General features: G+C 43.9%; 14 protein-coding genes and 2 tRNA genes. 10 read left to right on the forward strand and 6 right to left on the reverse strand.

Annotation, left to right across the window (positions count from 1 at the left end; genetic code table 11):
• Positions 1-8: 8 nt before the first annotated feature.
• A complete protein-coding gene (gene glnK / locus NEJAP_RS01125) occupies positions 9-347 on the reverse strand; it encodes a P-II family nitrogen regulator (protein WP_201348910.1) in 339 nt (112 codons plus the stop codon).
• 347 nt (positions 348-694) lie between these two features.
• On the opposite strand from glnK, the gene NEJAP_RS01130 reads away from it, so the two are divergent.
• The 3 genes from NEJAP_RS01130 (at position 695) to NEJAP_RS01140 (ending at position 4,174) form a co-directional block, all read left to right on the forward strand.
• Complete coding sequence (locus NEJAP_RS01130; RefSeq protein WP_201348911.1) at positions 695-967, forward strand: accessory factor UbiK family protein; 273 nt, start codon at positions 695-697, stop codon at positions 965-967.
• 76 nt (positions 968-1,043) lie between these two features.
• Entirely contained in the window at positions 1,044-2,615 is a 1,572-nt protein-coding gene (locus NEJAP_RS01135; protein WP_201348912.1) for a diguanylate cyclase domain-containing protein, read from the forward strand.
• A 35-nt stretch (positions 2,616-2,650) separates the two neighbouring features.
• A complete protein-coding gene (locus NEJAP_RS01140; protein ID WP_201348913.1) occupies positions 2,651-4,174 on the forward strand; it encodes a YifB family Mg chelatase-like AAA ATPase in 1,524 nt (507 codons plus the stop codon).
• On the opposite strand, the gene NEJAP_RS01145 is transcribed toward NEJAP_RS01140, so the two are convergent.
• Positions 4,152-5,783, reverse strand: a complete 1,632-nt coding sequence (locus tag NEJAP_RS01145; RefSeq protein WP_201348914.1) for a putative bifunctional diguanylate cyclase/phosphodiesterase — start codon at positions 5,781-5,783, stop codon at positions 4,152-4,154. The two genes, NEJAP_RS01140 and NEJAP_RS01145, sit on opposite strands and share 23 nt — an antisense overlap.
• A 277-nt stretch (positions 5,784-6,060) precedes the next feature.
• Between NEJAP_RS01145 and rep the strand changes: the two genes are divergently transcribed.
• Positions 6,061-8,073: a DNA helicase Rep gene (rep, locus tag NEJAP_RS01150; protein ID WP_201348915.1), complete on the forward strand. Its 2,013-nt coding sequence runs from the start codon at positions 6,061-6,063 to the stop codon at positions 8,071-8,073.
• Positions 8,074-8,145: 72 nt separating this feature from the next.
• Here the strand turns inward: rep and NEJAP_RS01155 are convergent, their stop codons facing one another.
• Positions 8,146-8,571 (reverse strand): c-type cytochrome, encoded by a 426-nt coding sequence (locus NEJAP_RS01155; RefSeq protein WP_329610926.1) that lies wholly within the window; start codon positions 8,569-8,571, stop codon positions 8,146-8,148.
• A 391-nt stretch (positions 8,572-8,962) separates the two neighbouring features.
• On the opposite strand from NEJAP_RS01155, the gene NEJAP_RS01160 reads away from it, so the two are divergent.
• Positions 8,963-9,039: transfer RNA gene (locus NEJAP_RS01160), tRNA-Arg, on the forward strand.
• Positions 9,040-9,078: 39 nt separating this feature from the next.
• A tRNA-Thr gene (locus NEJAP_RS01165) sits at positions 9,079-9,154 on the forward strand.
• An 84-nt stretch (positions 9,155-9,238) separates the two neighbouring features.
• Here the strand turns inward: NEJAP_RS01165 and NEJAP_RS01170 are convergent.
• The gene (locus NEJAP_RS01170; protein WP_236591016.1) at positions 9,239-9,688 is read right to left on the reverse strand and encodes an acetyl-CoA hydrolase/transferase C-terminal domain-containing protein; all 450 of its coding nucleotides are present in this window, start codon (positions 9,686-9,688) and stop codon (positions 9,239-9,241) included.
• Between the two features lie 41 nt (positions 9,689-9,729).
• Entirely contained in the window at positions 9,730-10,533 is an 804-nt protein-coding gene (locus NEJAP_RS01175; RefSeq protein WP_201348916.1) for an acetyl-CoA hydrolase/transferase family protein, read from the reverse strand.
• A gap of 610 nt (positions 10,534-11,143) precedes the next feature.
• Here NEJAP_RS01175 and NEJAP_RS01180 point away from each other — a divergent pair.
• A complete protein-coding gene (locus NEJAP_RS01180) occupies positions 11,144-11,521 on the forward strand; it encodes a methionine-R-sulfoxide reductase (protein WP_236591017.1) in 378 nt (125 codons plus the stop codon).
• A gap of 4 nt (positions 11,522-11,525) precedes the next feature.
• A complete protein-coding gene (locus tag NEJAP_RS01185; RefSeq protein WP_236591018.1) occupies positions 11,526-12,023 on the forward strand; it encodes an MOSC domain-containing protein in 498 nt (165 codons plus the stop codon).
• 96 nt (positions 12,024-12,119) lie between these two features.
• On the opposite strand, the gene NEJAP_RS01190 is transcribed toward NEJAP_RS01185, so the two are convergent.
• A complete protein-coding gene (locus tag NEJAP_RS01190; RefSeq protein WP_201348917.1) occupies positions 12,120-13,790 on the reverse strand; it encodes a bifunctional diguanylate cyclase/phosphodiesterase in 1,671 nt (556 codons plus the stop codon).
• A 185-nt stretch (positions 13,791-13,975) separates the two neighbouring features.
• On the opposite strand from NEJAP_RS01190, the gene nosR reads away from it, so the two are divergent.
• Positions 13,976-16,135 carry a transcriptional regulator NosR gene (nosR, locus tag NEJAP_RS01195; RefSeq protein WP_201348918.1) on the forward strand — a complete coding sequence of 720 codons (2,160 nt, stop codon included), beginning with the start codon at positions 13,976-13,978 and terminating at the stop codon, positions 16,133-16,135.
• Positions 16,136-16,182: 47 nt separating this feature from the next.
• Positions 16,183-18,084: a TAT-dependent nitrous-oxide reductase gene (nosZ, locus tag NEJAP_RS01200; protein WP_201348919.1), complete on the forward strand. Its 1,902-nt coding sequence runs from the start codon at positions 16,183-16,185 to the stop codon at positions 18,082-18,084.
• Positions 18,085-18,128 lie beyond the last annotated feature (44 nt).

The following is an 18,128-nucleotide window of genomic DNA, read 5'->3' on the forward strand; positions in this document are numbered from 1 at the left end:
AATTCGGTTTACAGTGCGTCGTTACCTGACTCACCCGTACGAATTCGCACGACTTGTTCTAATGGCATGACAAAAATTTTACCGTCACCAATTTTTCCGGTTTGTGCTGCTTGACTGATGGTATCGACTACCTGATCGGCCATTTCATCTGAGATAGCGGCATCAATGCGTACTTTAGGTAAGAAATCGACAACATATTCAGCACCGCGATACAGTTCGGTATGACCTTTCTGGCGGCCAAAACCTTTAACTTCGGTGACGGTGATACCCTGTACACCGATCTCGGAAAGTGCTTCGCGTACATCATCCAATTTAAATGGCTTGATAATCGCCGAAATTAGTTTCATGGGGTGTCTCCCTATAGTTAGCTATATGTTCATTGGCATTATTTTGGTGCCGATGATTATTAGTAAGTTATCTTCCCTATAGCGAAACTTGTGCCTTGTTTTTATAAATCTTTTAAAAACAATTAGTTGAGTGTTATTTGGTTTGTTTTTTAATGATATTTTTGCTTTTCAGACAAAAATTAAGAAGTTAACGTGCTCATTTGTTGTGCGCGCACTTCTTTGGTGCATGGCCTTGAAAGGCGAATGAGGTGAAAAGTATAAACGCAGCAATAGAAGGAAAAGGTTTCAGCCGCTATAGTGGAAGCCGAAACGAGTTTTAAATTTGCTAGTAAGTAGGATTAGTTAAGATGAATGAAAAAATTATAGAAGGCTTGTCAGCGCAGTTCTCACAGATGATGAACACATTCAATGGTGGCGCAGACCTTCCTGGCCAGCAGCAAGTAAAAGTATTTTTGCAATCTGCGCTTAGTAAAATGGACTTGGTTACGCGTGATGAATTTGATGCACAAGCGATTGTTTTAGGGCGGACGCGAGAAAAAGTTGAACAGTTAGAAACAGTTCTAGCTGACATTGAGAGTCGTCTTGACGCTCAGGAAAGCACAGCTGAAAAAACAGACTAATCTTAAACTATGTGCCCCATATAGGCTTGATGAAAGTGCACAGTGTAAATAAGGTTTTCATTCAAAGGGACAAATAATGAGATGTAACCTAGCTTGGATAGATACAGCAGGCCATTATATTTATAGCACACCTGAATTTGCTGCTTTGTGCGAGCAGTCAGTCGCTTCTATAGCGGGGCAAAGTTTACAAACGTTACATTTATCTTCAAGCGCTGCCAAGCTGCAAGCGCTTTGCGTAAGCGCTTGTGAGTCTGGTATGGCCGAAGCTGTATTGGCATTGTTTGACTCGCATACCTTGTATGATTGTCGTCTGATGTGGATTGAAGCCTCACAGCATTTTGTCTTGAATGCTGAGCGTGCAATAAAACAGCCATTACTTTACGAGCAGCTTATTAAAGCAACTAACGATTCCCCCGTCCCTCTATTTAAAGTGGCGTTAAATGCTCAAATTAGCAATGCTAATAAAGCTGGCAAGCAAGTAGCTTTGTTGAAGCTAGGTTTGGAAAAATTTCAATGGATTCAGGACTCTTTAGGGCAAACGGCCAGTGAAACAGTCATTGAAGAGTTAGCAAGTCGTCTACTTACGACCCTACGAGAGGGTGATATTCTTTTTCGTGCAAATGATGATGCCTTTATCATTCAATTATCGAATATAGATAAAGCCGAAGCTGCTGTGAGTGTGGCACATCGCCTTATCGAACAGTTGTCATATGGGATTCGTATAGATCAGCGAGAAATTCATTTAAGTGCGTCTGTCGGTGTTGCCTTAGCTCCTCTGCAGGCAAATGATGCTGGTGAGCTGCTGGGAGCTGCAAGCCAAGCACTAAAAGCGTTATCGCGCTCTGGAACCAGTGGTGTGCGTTTGTATGACCCTCTTCGTCAACGTAAAGCACTGAACCTTAAAGACTTAGCACAGCTGATTAAGCCTGATTATCAAAGCATAGAGTTGGGGTACCGTCCTGTTTATGGTGTACGTAGCCACCGTATTGAAGGTGCGCAATTAGTACCTTTATTGCAAGGTGTTCCTTGCGTTGGTTCTGAGGAACATGTGCTAACACAGATGCTAGAAGGTGATAGTGGTTGGCATACCTATTTGAGTTGGATATTTAATCAGCTTGAGGCGCCTTTGCAGCAGCTATCACAACAGAAAAGCTTCCAAGGCGTTATTGTACGAATTCCGCCTGATGTACTTGAATTACCTTCCTTCATGGAGTTCATGACTACTCGTCTGACCTTATCTGAAGGGATACGTAAAAAGGTGCTGTTGGAAATAGACGCAATTGAAACACGCGACCATGAAGGTGTGCTGTTTGATTTAGAAGCGCTAGGTTTTTCTATTGTGTTGAGTGGTTTGAGTGATTACTTACCGCCTATACAACAGTTAAAAGAGCTCGAGCCGCAGCTGTTAATGCTAGATGCTTCTCTTGTACAGTCTATGGAAGCTGATGTTAAGAGCCGTCGAACGTTAGAAAAACTAGCGGATATCGCTGCTGATCTTGATATCGCATTAGCGGCTGGTGGTGTGCAATCTGCTGGCCAGCGTATGCAATTGTCTCATCAAGGTGTTGGCTATATGCAAGGCGAATACTTTGGTAGCTTATTAAGTGTTGAGTTGTTATTTGAGCAGTTAGTGTTGGAAAAAATTTAGTTATATCGTGTGTTTTTGTATCCAAGGAAGGATCTATGTCACTTGCAATAGTTCATACCCGCGCTCAGTTAGGTGTGGCAGCACCCTCTGTCACTGTTGAAATTCACCTATCGGCTGGTTTACCTGCGCTTATGCTAGTAGGCCTTCCAGAAGCGGCGGTGCGTGAAAGTAAAGAGAGGGTACGCAGTGCTATTATCAATTCTGGATTCGAATTCCCACAGCGCCGTATCACTATTAACCTAGCACCTGCTGATCTTCCGAAAGAAGGTGGGCGCTATGATCTAGCGATAGCCGTGGGTATCTTGGTTGCTTCAGGCCAACTTCCTGATAAATCACTTGAAAGTGTGGAGTTGCTGGGGGAGTTGGCGCTTTCTGGAGAACTCCGAAGTATCACGGGGGTTTTACCCGCGGCTCTGGCTTGTAAAAAGCAATGTCGTGCATTGTGGATACCCACAAAAAATTGTTCTGAAGCGGCATTAGTACGTGAGCTTGATATTCGTGTTGCTGAGCACTTATTAGATGTATGTGCCGCTTTAGCGGGCAAAAAAGAGCTTAAAAGTGCAGAGCAGTCACCGGCTGATAGAGCAGTACAGACCCGTCTAAATGATTTATCGGACGTGAAAGGACAAATTAAAGCGAAGCGAGCATTGGAAATTGCTGCAGCTGGCGGGCACAACTTACTGATGAGTGGTGTGCCAGGTAGCGGAAAAAGTATGTTGGCAGCCCGTTTGCCGGGTTTATTACCGCCTCTAGTAGAGGAGGAACGTTTGCAAACAGCGGCGATCTATTCTGTTGCAGGTTTACCGGTTGATAGTATTTGCCTTGGTACGCGTCCTTTTCGTGCGCCGCATCATACTGCATCGGCTGCTGCATTAGTCGGAGGGGGAAGCCATCCACGTCCTGGTGAGATTTCTTTAGCACACCAAGGCGTTTTATTCTTAGATGAGCTACCTGAGTTTTCCCGAAAAGTATTAGAAGTGCTGCGTGAACCATTGGAAACGGGAGCTATCTTGATCTCCCGTGCCGCCCGACAAACAGAGTATCCTGCTCGATTTCAGCTCATCGCTGCAATGAATCCATGCCCATGTGGTTATGCTGGGGATGCGTCGGGAAAATGCCGTTGCACGCCAGATCAGGTGCGGCGTTATCAAGAGAAGTTGTCCGGCCCATTGCTTGATCGTATTGATCTGTTCGTTACTGTCGCAGCGTTGCCTGCTGAAACACTGTTGAAACTGGATGAGTCTAAAGCTGAATCCAGTGCGGATGTTTCTTGTCGGGTCTCATCAGCATTGGCATTACAGTATCAGCGTCAATCTTGTCGTAATAGCGTGTTGGCGGCACAGTCGCTGGATGCTATTTGCCAGTTAACCGACTCCAACCGACAGTTACTTGCGACGGCAGCAACACGCTTTGGCTTGTCCGCTCGGGCGTGTCATCGTGTTATGAAGGTGGCGCGAACTATTGCTGATTTGAATGGAAATGAAAAGGTAGAAAGTAGTGATTTGATGGAAGCGCTGGGTTTTAGAGAAGGGCTGGCTAGTCGGTCTTCAGCATTTTAATAAATGCTTTTAGTGGTACGGGAGGGCTGAAGAAAAAACCTTGTACTTGGTCGCAGCCATTTTGAATAAGGAACTCTAATTGCGGTTTTGTTTCAACACCTTCTGCCACAACACCCATATTTAGATTATGGGCTAAATTGATAATAGCTCGGACAATCTCAGCGTCATCTGTACTTTCTGGCAGTCTAGCAACAAAAGATCGATCAATTTTTAGGGCACTAATGGGTAGCTTTTGTAAAAGCGCAAAAGATGAGTAGCCCGTACCGAAGTCGTCTAACGAAAAGTCGATACCTATTTGGCTAAGCTTTTCAATACTGTTTTGTACATGTAGGTCATCACTGAATAGTGCTGACTCTGTGAGCTCAAATTCTAGTATTTGTGTATCTATGCTTTCTTTATCGATAATACGATGGATCGTTTGTGCTAGATGGTCATCCTGAAACTGTCTGAATGATAAGTTCACACCTAATTTGGTCAGGTTATATCCTGCATCCTGAATAGATTTTAGATCTTTGCCAGATTGGAAAATAGCCCAGAAACCCATAGGGACAATTTGTCCGGTCTGCTCTGAAATCGGAATGAAATCATCCGGCATAATTAAGCCGTGATATGGATGGTTCCAGCGCATTAAAGCTTCAGCGCCCACTATTTCGCCTGAATGCAGATCAATACGTGGTTGGTAATAAAGCTCAAATTGTTCTTCTTTTAAGGCTGCCCAGATGTCTGATTCTAATAAACCTTCATAAGGCGATATTTGGTCCTTATCTGGCTCGTAAATAGAGAAGCTGCAACCGTGAGTTCGCTTCGCTCGGCTGCGGGCTTGGTTTGCTTGGTTCGTTAGCGTATCAACATCGAGCGCGTTTTCGCTAGAAAAGGTCACACCAATACTTATTCCAAGCACATTTTCTTGATTGGCAATATTGAAGCTCGAAAATAAAAATCCGGCCATGACTTCTAGTAAGTGACTCGTTTCCTTTTTTGCCGCATCAATAGTCGTTGCCGTAATAATGATGAAAAACTCATCAGCACCTGTTCTAAATACAGGGAAATGACGGGCACAATTAAGCAGGCGGTTTTTAAGGTCTAGGAGGACTTGGTCACCTGCGGCATAACCCATGCACTGATTAAAGGCTTTAAAATTATCAATATCTAAACTAACGAGTGCGAGCGCTTCGTTATTGAGCAAAATATGGTCTAATTCACATTGAAGGTGTGTGTAAAAGCAGGACCGGTTTTTAAGTGATGTTAATAGGTCCGTATTATGTGTAGCATTTAGTTCTGTATTCTTTTGATTAATTTGAGTCAGCAATCTAATGCTGCGACTAAAAGTATCGCCTGTGGCATCACTAAGAGAAATGAAATCAGTGAATGATGCAGCTAGTAACTGAATGCCATCTTCTTCTGTGATGTGCTCATCTGCGAGCACTATTGGGGTATGCTGTTGCTTAATAAGTGGAGAGTAAGTCTCTAGTGATTGCAGTACATTTTTTACACTGGTACATATTATAATGATATTAGGGCGTATCTCCTCAAAGCGAAGAAATAGCTCAGGGAGGGTGGCAACGAAACTCAGCTCCAAATTTTGCTGAATAAGGTGCGATTCCAACATGTCCCTCATCCTTGAGCGAGGAGATAATATAAGGATATTAATAGGCATTATGCTTGGATACCGCATTGTCGAATATTATGGGTTATCTACTTTATAGTAATGATGTAGACCTAACAGCTCCGACAGTCTAGTTTGTATATAATGATACAACAGAATTCATACACTCACTGTAACACGAAGTTTCTTGGCGGCAAACAAGTGTTTGAATATCGCTTTGTTACTAGCATTATGAGAATTTAATGATTAATTATCAAACGTTTGCTGGCTTTATAGTTAAATGAGTAAATTAAACCCTAGGCAAAACGAAGCTGTAAAATTTATCAGTGGTCCTTTGCTTGTTCTTGCTGGTGCAGGATCAGGAAAAACCAGCGTGATTACACGAAAAATTGCTTATCTTGTAGAGCAGTGTGGCGTTGAATCTAAGCATATTGCTGCGGTAACGTTTACCAATAAAGCTTCGCGTGAGATGAAAGAACGGGTAGGGCAGATTCTGCAAGGTAAAGGTAAGGGCCTGACTGTATCTACATTTCATAATTTAGGTATGAATATCATTCGTAAAGAGCATAAACGTCTAGGGTTAAAGTCGGGTTTTTCTCTGTTCGATGATCAAGATAGTAAAGCGCTCCTCAAAGATTTGATGCTGCATAATGATGAAGATAGCGACCAGGTAGACTTTGTCAGAAATATGATCTCAAACTGGAAGAATGAGATGGTAAGTCCTGAGACAGCAGAAGCTCAAGCGGTCGGGCCACAAGAGATTCTGGCAGCGCGTGCTTATGAATCTTATAACAGCTATTTAAGCGCTTACAATGCTGTGGATTTTGATGACCTAATACAAATACCCGTTAAACTCTTTGATGAGCACCCTGATGTTCTTGAGCGTTGGCAAAACCGTATCCGTTATTTGTTAGTGGATGAGTATCAGGATACCAACCTCTGCCAGTATCGCATGGTGCGCCAGCTAGTTGGGCATCGCGGTGCCTTGACGGTAGTAGGGGATGATGACCAGTCGATCTATGCATGGCGTGGAGCAAGGCCAGAAAACCTTGAGCAATTACAAGTCGACTTCCCCAGCCTTAAAGTGGTGAAACTTGAGCAAAACTATCGCTCTACCAGCCGTATCCTAAAGGCGGCGAATACGTTAATTGCTAATAACCCGCATGTATTTCAAAAAACCTTGTGGAGTGAAATGGGCCCGGGTGATCCTATTCGAGTTATCCACACTCGTAATGAGGATGCTGAATGTGAACGTATCGCCACTGAGATTCTTGATCAGCATTTGCGTAAACATACACCCTTTAGCGATTTTGCCATCCTCTATCGTGGCAACTACCAAGCGCGTCTATTAGAAATAAAGCTTCAAGCTTTTCAGGTTCCCTATAAATTATCGGGTGGTACATCCTTCTTTGCTCGCGCAGAGATCAAGGACTTAATGTGCTACTTGAAGGTGCTGGTAAATCGAGATAACGACAATGCTTTTCTGCGAATCATTAACCTCCCTCGCCGAGAAATTGGCCCCAGTACACTCAAAAAGCTAGGCGAGTATGCCTCTGAGCGACAGGTAAGCCTTTTTGATGCGTGTGATGAAATAGGGCTAGAGCAAGTCCTTCCGGCGGCGGCAGTCGAAAAACTAAGGCAGTTTACGCGTTGGTTGCATGAAAAATATCGTCAATGCTATGAGTCTGATCCTATTCAAGCCATTAAGGACTTAGTTTACGATATTGACTACGAAGGTTGGCTAAGGCAAAACGCATCCAGTGATAAAGTGGCTGAAACACGCATGCAAAATGTGTTTTTTCTGATCGATTCGTTGAAAAGCACGTTAGAGCGCTTACAAGAAGATGACCCTGAAGCAGGTATCGAAGAAACGATTGCCCGTATCATCTTGATGGATATGTTAGATCGCCAGGAAGAGGAAGATGACTCCAATAAAGTGCAGTTAATGACATTGCATGCCTCTAAAGGTTTGGAGTTTCCGCATGTCTTCTTGATGGGAATGGAGGAAGAGTTATTACCTCATCGTAACAGCATAGAAAATGGGGATATTGAAGAGGAACGACGTTTGGCTTACGTAGGCGTTACGCGAGCAAAACGTACCTTAACCATTACTTTAGCAAGACAACGTAAACAGTTTGGTGAGTTATTAGACTGTGCACCGAGCCGCTTTTTAGATGAATTGCCGCAAGAAGATTTAGAAATAGAAGGCAACGGCGAGAAAAACCCAGAAGTTAATAAGCAACGAGGGCGCGCTACCTTAAACAGCCTACGAAATATGTTTGATGATTTGTAAGTGTGCTTCTGACTGTAAATAACAGAAATAAAAAAGGCTGCAAAAGCAGCCTTTTTTATTTACAGGGAATACTTATTGAGCGCTGTCCATCATATGCTGAACAGCTGCCTGTAGCTCATCATCAGAGCATGCTGCACACGTGCCACGTGGAGGCATTGCATTGATACCGCTAATAGCCGTTTTCAATAGAGCATCGATACCTTTCGCGCCGCGGTCAGTCCAGTCGCTAGTGCCGTATTTAGGAGCACCAGCAACACCAATTGCATGACACGCTGCACAGCTCGCCTTATAAACGTCTTCGCCAGAACGTGCGCCACCTGCTGCTGCCGCAACTACTGCGCCACCACAAGAATCATCACCTTCTACACATACATTACCAAGAGGCTTGATACGTTCAGCAATTTTTTCATCAGAAGTATTAGCACCAACCGAAGTTGATAGCGCAACGCTTAAACCCAGAATACTTAGAACAGAAGCAATTTTAGCAGTCAATTTCACAGTGGTGACCTCATTACAGTTACGGTAGATGCAATAGCTAAAGCATCAAGATAATTAATTTGGTCAGAATTATACCGGCAAAAGGTCTTCACGAAAATGGGGTTTCTCTGCACCTTATGGCTTATATCAAGCTTTAATCGACTTTAATTTGTGGTTTTATATGGTTTTAGCCGATATAGAGAGGTGCATAACGTTATCTGTTGGTGTGTACGGGGGAAGATTTAGGCTTGGTGGGTTTAATGAAGAAATAGTAAATATATAAAAATGAAGGTGCTAGAAGGTGCTAATAAGTCCTAAATGGTTGATATAAAAAGCCACGAATCGATCTAAGTTCTTGGCAAAAGGCTAATACCCCCGTATTATTATCGCCTTGAAATCTTCATGGTTTCTTGCGCCAGTAGCTCAGTTGGATAGAGTAGTAGGTTCCGATCCTATTGGTCGGGGGTTCGACTCCCTCCTGGCGCACCACTTTTATATTGTGGCTAATGCTCACAATATGGTCACAGTGCCGGTATAGCTCAGCTGGTAGAGCAACTGACTTGTAATCAGTAGGTCCCGAGTTCGACTCTTGGTGCCGGCACCACTTCTTTTTATATCTTCTTCGTTAACATGTCAGTGATAGTTTTATATTGTAGCCGGAGCATCTGAAAATCTCTTTCTTGATTATTTAGTTGAGGCTCAGGCACAATTTTTCAAAGGCTTCCCTGTTTAATTCTTCTCGGAAGTCGGGGTGTGCAATCTCGATTAAGTCTCGTGTGCGTTCACGCAAGCTGCGGCCCCGTAAGCTGACGACTCCGTACTCAGTAGCAATGTAGTGCACATGAGCACGAGTTGTTACCACCCCAGCACCATCACTAAGGGTAGTAGTGATACGCGAGATGCTTCCGCCAGCAGCGGTTGAAGGTAAGGCAATTACGCCACGTCCATCTTTAGACAGCGATGCACCACGGACAAAGTCAATCTGTCCGCCGAATCCAGAGAAAATTTTGCTCCCCATTGAATCTGCACAAACCTGGCCGGTTAAATCGACCTGAATTGCGCTATTGATCGACATCGCTTGAGGGTTGCGCTGAATGCTTCGCATGTCGTTCACATATTCGGTATCTAAGAATTGCACACTAGGATTATCGTCTACAAAGTCATAAAGCTTCTGGCTTCCTATGACAAAACTAGTAACAATTTTTCCTGGATGATTTTTTTATAAGCGCCGGTGATCACTCCTTTTTCAACGAGTGGAAGAATACCGTCTGAAAACATCTCGGTATGAACGCCCAAGTCTTGTCTGTCACCTAAGCAGGCAAGTACGGCGTCAGGAATGGCTCCGATACCTGTTTGAATACAGTCACGGTCTTGTACAAGCGCCGCTACATTTTGGCCGATTGCGTTATAAACGTCGTTTTGCGTGGCGGGTGCGTGACAGCTTATCGGTGCTGACTCTTCGTACACAGTGTGGAAGTTCTTGTAAGGGATGAGGCCATCCCCGTGTGTGCGTGGCATTTTAGGGTTTATATGAGCAATGATTTTACCGGCTTTCTCTAATGCAGCATGAGTAGCCTCAACTGAGACGCCCAGTGAGCAGTTACCATGCTGATCGGGTGGGCTAACCTGAATAATTGCCGTGTCTATCCGTTGTTCTCCACTACGAATCAGTTTTGGCACTTCTGCTAACAAGATAGGGACATAATCTGCATCACCGTTTTGAACAGCCTTGCGTGTGACTGTACTGACAAAATAACAACGACAGCGAAGGTGGCCGCGTAGTTGCGGAGCTACCATTAATGCTGCGCCATCACCCTCTGTATGCAGCTGTAATAATGTTAAATTACGGCACGACAAAGCATGTTGAGCTAAACCTTTAAGCAAAACAGTGGGCGTTGCTGCCATGTTATGCGTCCAGATAGCTTCATTATCCTTAATTGATGAAACCGCATCTTTAGAGTTATAGGCAATTCTAGGGGGCATTTTCGACTCCATTAAGGGGATATACGTATTATAGTGGGCTTTAATCGTTTTGCTGCAGTCAATTCATTTGAGTTACGGTACAGACTCAATAGTTCTTAGAGGTGTCACGCTCGACTTTCGGTACTATTTCTTCTTATGTCTTTAAAATTAGATAGTTAGTGCTTGATATGTATCTTGCGGGTTTTTGCGTAAAGCAAAACCAAAGGAGAGCATCTAGTGAAAACTGTCAGACCTGCCACTTGTCCTAGGTGACTATAAAGCTACGTACTGAAGGGAAATAGGGGGCTACTCCGCGTGCTGATTCAAAGTACCTTATGGACATTATCTGCCCAATGTTTACGTTAATGTTACACATTGCAAGGCGAGTTTCCCCTGTTCAGCCAGTGGTTCAGCTAATCTGCCTAATCCTTCTAATATTGGTTGTGGAGATATTAAGATTGAAGTTAAAGTCCATGCTAAGTTGAATGCAGGTTGGTTTGCGTACATTTTGGAATTACGGTGGGTTTAGGCTGCTGGGTAAAGAGTAAATACAGCTGAATAAACATAGGGTATGCTCTTAAGCAGATGGAGCAACAAGCGCTCTATTAGTTGATGAATAGGAGCTTTGCTTATGAGTACTTCAGAAGGTATGCCGTTGAATCCACTTGATGCAGAAGAGCAGCGGGTGATCTTACACAAAGGAACCGAAAGGCCTTTTACAGGAGAGTATAATGACTTTTCTGAAATCGGTAAGTTTGTATGCAAGCAGTGTAATGCAGCGCTCTATCGTTCGGCTGATAAGTTTTCTTCTGGATGTGGCTGGCCTAGTTTTGATGATGAAATTAAAGGGGCTGTGAAGCGAGTTTCTGATGCAGATGGTCGCCGTACAGAGATCGTGTGTGCTAATTGTGATGGGCATTTAGGACATGTTTTTGAAGGCGAGCAGATGACAGATAAAAATACTCGTCATTGTGTGAATTCTATCTCTATCAAATTTGTTAAAGCGTAACCTTGTGAGTGTCAATACAGTTGGTCGTTTATTAAGTCGCCACCTCCAGAATATTAAGCCGGGGCGTTTGGGCTGGATTGGCCTGCGCCCTGAGCGAAAGATGGATATGCAAGAGGTATCGCAAGTTGAGGCTATTGCTGAAATGGGTCTTGCTGGAGACCGAAGGTGCAATGGGGCTCCGGGTTCAGCGCGACAGGTTACCTTGATCAACCGTGAACACATTGAAGTAGTGGCCAAGTTGCTGGGGCTTAAGTTTATTGATCCCCGTTTATTGCGCCGTAATTTGGTGGTGTCCGGTATTAACCTAACAGCGCTTCGCCATCAGCGGTTTCGTATTGGCGAAGTAGAGTTTGAAGCAACAGCTCAATGCCACCCGTGTTTACGTATGGAGCAAGCACTGGGTCAAGGTGGCGTAGCGGCGATGCTTGGTCACGGTGGTATTTGTGCCAAGATTACTCAAGGAGGAGTTGTTACAGTGGGTGATGAAGTGGTCAAGCTATAGGGTTGGCCTAAGTATGTTCTTGCTCTTTATCAAGGTGCAGAATATTTTACCCGTTCGTTTGCTCGTTATTTGTCTAAATACTAGCGTCTTCTGAAATTATTCGAGTTTAGGGATATCCGCGAAAAAACTGAAAGAGCGTAAAGGGGTGTTTTTGGCGTGATACATCGCCTCATCAGCATTTTGTAATAGCTGCTCGGCTATTCTCGAGTCTGAGGGAAAAATGCTAATGCCAATGCTAGCTGAAAGGTTTATGTCCATATCTTTAAGAACGAAAGGCTGCTCTATGCAGCGCATTAGTTTCTCTGCCACAACCTGAGCTTGGCTGTTATCTGCAATATCTATTAACGCTATAAATTCATCCCCTCCCATTCTTGATAAGGTATCAACTTTACGCATGCTACCTTGCAGTCTTTTTGCGACGGCGATCAGTATATTGTCGCCTTCAAAGTGACCATGTAGATCGTTTACTGGTTTGAAATTGTCTAGATCAATAAAAAGTACCGCTATTTGCCGGCGTTGTCTTTCTGCGCGAATAATGGCGCTTTCCAGTTTGGTTTTTAAGAGAAGGCGGTTAGGCAGCCCTGTAAGGTGGTCGTGATAGGCTTGAGTTAGTAGTTCTCTTTCGCGTGCTTTATGTAAGCGATTGTCTCTTAGAATGATAACGAATTTTTCGACTTGTTGATCATTATCCAAAACAGCATTTAAGGTTGCCAGAAATGGTGCTTGGTCTTGCGAGGTGATTTCGCCATGCCAGCTTAATTCTGAACGGATAATTTTTTCTAGTGTGGGTGGAACATTAGAGCAGTAAAAAAGTTCGGTAATTAATAAGCGCTTGCCATTGGTCACTTTAGGGAAACGCTCTTTTGCGGCGAGGTTTGCTGACAATATTTCACCTTCATTCGATAAAATAAAACAGCAATCTGATGTGGTTTCAAAAACAAGAGCGGCTAGCTGTAACTTGTGTTCGATCTCTCGTTCTCGCGTGACATCATGTCCGATACCCATAATGCCTTCTACATCACCGGTATCATTGAGTAGTGGGAGCTTTAACATATCGACTAAGCGTCGTTGCCCATCATTATAAGTAACGGGTTCATCACACCTGAGTTCTTGGCCGCTGCTTTTTACTTCTGTATCTCTTGCCTTTACGTATGCTGCGGAGGGCTCGGACATCAGGTCGTTGTCAGTTTTCCCAATGATCTTATCTGACGGTGTATCAAGTAAAGCCTCAAAGCTTTTGTTACAGCGTTGATAAACGCCTAGCTTATCTTTGACGAAGATGAAATCAGGAATCGCGTCAATGATGGTACTTAATAAGTATTTTTCTTTTTCCAGCGCCGCTTGGGTCTGTTTTAGAACGGTGATGTCCCTGGCGACCACTGCTATGCCCTTACCCGAGACTAGTTTTCCCGTATAAAGTGTATGGCGGCTATCAATAAATCGTAGCTCTCCGCATTGGTTATGCCTCCAAAATTGGAGGTTCACTTCTTCCCCTGCTAGCGCCAAATCAAGGTTGGGTTTTAGAATTTTTCTAAATATTTCTTGTCCGTGAAGTTCCGCAGCACTCTTGCCAATAATATCTTTGGCCTGCATTCCAAAAAACAAGGAATATCCATAACTTACAGCAACATAGCGGTAGTTGTGATCAACGATTGATATGAGGTCTTCCAACGCTTCTAAAACAGAATTCATTTCAGAAGCGGTATTGAGTTCGTCCAAATCATTTGTTGGATGTATGCCATTACCGACACTATCTTTGTTTTTCATACCAGCAGTGTAGCCCATTGGAGTTAAAAAAATAGCATTCTTTAAAACGTGACTCTTTGCATTAAATTAGGATTTTCTTATGTATTTAGGTCTTGATTTACGTCAAGTCCCTTTGTGCGGCGCTTCTATAACCTGCGTCATTATGTCGCACTACTTGTGTGCAGATTAACGGGTTAGGACGTTCGATGAACAGATATATAAAGCGATGGATTGTTACATTGGTGGCTTTTGTTATAACGGCTGCTACTGCATATGGCATGGTTCCGGTATCACAAGAGCAGCAGCTGGAGTTAATTCGAGCTGCATTTCCTGATGCAACTGACATCAGCGATAAGGCTCAGATTCCAGATGGTACTGCAATAATCCGTACAGTGACCCAGGGTGAGAAGGTATTGGGTTATGCTTTTGAATCTGATGATGTCGTTAGTATTGCCGCCTATTCAGGTAAACCTGTGGAAATGTTGGTAGCGATTGATACTGAAGGAAACTTTAAGTTATCCACAGTGCTTGAGCATCATGAACCTATCCTGTTAGTAGGGATTCCTGAGCACACGTTATTTGATTTTGCTGCCCAATATTTGCCTCTGAAGCTAACTGACCGGGTTAAAGTAGGCGCGGCAAATAATAGTGATGTGATTAGCTTGGATGCTATCTCTGGGGCGACCGTAACCGTGATGGTTGTTAATGAGACCGTTATGCGTGCTGCCCGAAAAGTGGCGCAGCAGCTTGGGCTATTGGGGATGTCAGAACAAGCAAAAATCCCTCCTTCTACAGTTAAAACAGACGTATTCACAAAGTCTGATTGGGTGACGCTCACCGGTGATGGTTCCATTCGTCATTTGTCGTTAACGCGCGGTGATATTAACAAAGCATTCAAAGGCACGGCGGCTGAAAAAAATATTGCAGGTAAAGGACAGCACCAACAAGAGCCTTTTATCGATCTTTTTTATGCGCCTGTGAACATTCCGACCATTGGCCGAAACTTGTTAGGTGATAGTGAATACAAATGGTTGATGGGTGAGATTAAGCCCGGTGATCAAGTGATTGCTGTTATGGGTGAAGGGCGTTATTCCTTCAAAGGTAATGGCTATGTACGTGGTGGGATTTTTGATCGCTTTCAGGTGCAGCAACTCGATAAAGTTATTAGTTTTCATGACTCTGATTTCTACCGCTTGAATGACGTCTTTATTGAAGGCTTTCCAGGTTTTTCTGAAATGGCGCTGTTCATTGTGCGCGCACAATATGAGTTTGATATAGGAACGCCTTGGCAGGTTGAGTTATTAGTGCGTCGCCAAGTGGGAGCATTAGATAGCGTGTTTACGAGCTTTTTCGGTGATTATATGACACCAGAAGAGTATATAACCCGTCCTGAGCCTGTTGTTGAAGAAGAGCCTAAACCGTTATGGGTGTCTGTTTGGGAAGGTAAAGTATTTCAAATTACCGTGCTAAGCATCAGCTTAGTGTTACTTACCATCATCATTTTCTTGCAGGATTGGTTGGTTCGCTACCCTCGCTTGCTACGCAATATTCGCCATGTATTCCTGACTTATACCGTATTCTTTATCGGGTGGTACACGCTAGGTCAGCTATCAATCGTTAACGTCTTTACGTTTGTTCATGCTGCCATGGGCAAGTTTCAGTGGGATATATTTTTACTCGATCCGATGCTGTTTATTCTTTGGGGCTTTGTCGCCATGACGTTGGTGCTCTGGGGACGCGGAATATTTTGCGGCTGGTTGTGCCCGTTTGGTGCATTACAGGAGCTGATTAACGAGATAGCACGTGCTGTAAAAATCAAACAGTACGAGCTTCCCTTTGCTGTTCATGAGCGTCTATGGGCCATTAAATACATTATCTTGCTGCTGTTGTTTGCTGTGTCGCTTGAGTCCCTGAGTGAAGCAGAACGTTATGCAGAAATAGAGCCTTTCAAAACATCGATTATGCTGAAATTCCAGCGTGAGTGGGGCTACGTTCTCTATGCGGGTGTTTTACTGTTTGTTTCTATATTTACCCGCAAAGTGTACTGCCGTTATATCTGCCCTCTGGGTGCTGCGTTGGCCATTCCATCACGTCTGAGACTGTTTGATTGGCTGTATCGCCGTAAGGAGTGTGGCCAACCTTGCAAACTATGTGCAAACGAATGTGAGATTCAGGCGATTCACCCTGACGGCACTATCAACGCTAACGAATGCCACCACTGTTTGGATTGCCAAATGACTTATCACAGCACGGATAAGTGCCCCCCATTAGTGGTTAAAAAACGTAAGGCCCGTAAAGCTAATAAAGCAGTGCTAGCTGAAAACCAGATACCGAGTATAGACATTACTGATCCAGTGAAAAACTGATCTGTGAATTAATAAACATCGAAAAATAATTGTTTCGGAGAAGATAAATGATTGATCCTAAAGATAAAGATCTACCAGCGATTGATACTGAAGACCGTCATGCAAGTGAGCATGTAAAGCTAAGCCGCCGTCTTTTCCTAGGTGGATCGGCTGCTTTGGTAGGCGCTGCTGGTGTGGGTTTTGGTTCAGCAATGATGCCTTCGGTTGCTAATGCTTCCTCAGGCTCTAAGCACACAGTAGGGCCTGGTGAGCTTGATACATACTACGGTTTTTGGAGTGGCGGCCATCAGGGTGAAGTACGTGTGTTAGGTTTGCCTTCTATGCGTGAGCTAATGCGTATCCCCGTGTTTAACGTTGATAGTGCTACTGGCTGGGGTATTACTAATGAGTCTAAAGCTGTACTCGGTGAAAATGCACCACTGAACGGTGACTGTCACCATCCTCATATGTCCATGACCGACGGGCACTATGATGGTAAGTATCTGTTTATCAACGATAAGGCCAACACACGTGTTGCTCGTATCCGCGGTGATATCATGAAAACGGATAAAATCACTACTGTACCTAACTGCCAAGCAATTCATGGCTTACGTGTACAGAAAGCACCGTTTACCAAGTATGTCTTTGCTAACGCTGAATTCCGTATGCCGCACCCAAATGACGGCACGAATATGGATGATATTGAAGGCTACTACACCATGTTCAACGGCTTAAACGCTGAGACTATGGAAGTTGATTGGCAGATTATTGTCGACGGTAACCTAGATAATACTGATGCTGATTACACCGGTAAGTATGCGTTCTCTACGTGTTACAACTCTGAAGGTGCAATTGATCTAGCTGGCTCTATGCGTAATGAGCGTGACCACTTAGTTATCTTTAACATCGAGCGTATCGAAGCGGCAGTAAAAGCAGGTAAGTTCGAGACGCTAGGTGATTCTAAAGTACCAGTATTGGATGGCCGTAAAGGGTCTGAGCTAACTCGCTATGTTCCCGTTGCTAAAAACCCGCATGGTATCAACACAGCGCCGGGTGGTAAGTACGCAGTAGCGAACGGTAAGTTATCGCCAACTGTTACTGTCTTCCAGTTAGATAAGTTTGATGCGTTGTTTGCTGATGACATAAAACCGCGTGATACGGTTGTTGCTGAAGTTGAGTTAGGACTTGGGCCATTGCATACCGCGTTTGATGGTAAAGGTAACGCCTTTACTACGTTGTTTATCGATAGCCAGATCTGTAAGTGGAATATCGACAAAGCAATTGCTGCTTATAACGGTGAAAAAGTTAACTACATCGTGCAGAAGTTGGATGTGCATTATCAGCCAGGGCATAACCATACAACAATGGGTGAAACCCGTGATGCGGATGGTCAATATCTGGTGTCTTTGCAGAAATTCTCCAAAGACCGTTTCTTGCCATGTGGCCCGTTACACCCTGAGAACGATCAGCTGATCGATATCTCCGGTGATGAAATGGTATTGATTCACGACGGCCCTGCTTTTGCTGAACCGCATGACTGTATGATGGTTCACCGCTCTAAAGTGAAAACTCGTAAGCTGTATGACCGTAAAGATCCTACTTTCGCTATGACCGTTGATATGGCTAAGAAGGATGGTGTGACGCTTGAAACTGATAACAAAGTTATACGTGATGGTAATAAAGTTCGCGTTTACATGACATCAGTAGCGCCAAGTTACGGTATGGATCAGTTCACTGTGAAGCAAGGTGATGAAGTGACGGTTGTCATTACTAACCTAGATCAAATCGAAGATGTATCGCATGGTTTCTGTATGGTAAACCACGGCGTGCAAATGGAGATTAGCCCGCAGCAAACAGCATCCGTTACCTTTATGGCGAATGATGTTGGTGTACATTGGTACTACTGCAACTGGTTCTGTCATGCACTTCATATGGAAATGCGTGGCCGTATGTTGGTTGAAAAAGCTTAGTACAACCGCTAGGAAAATCTGATTTTCCTGCTATATCAACAGAA

This window comes from Neptunomonas japonica JAMM 1380, assembly GCF_016592555.1.
GTDB lineage: Bacteria > Pseudomonadota > Gammaproteobacteria > Pseudomonadales > Balneatricaceae > Neptunomonas > Neptunomonas japonica_A.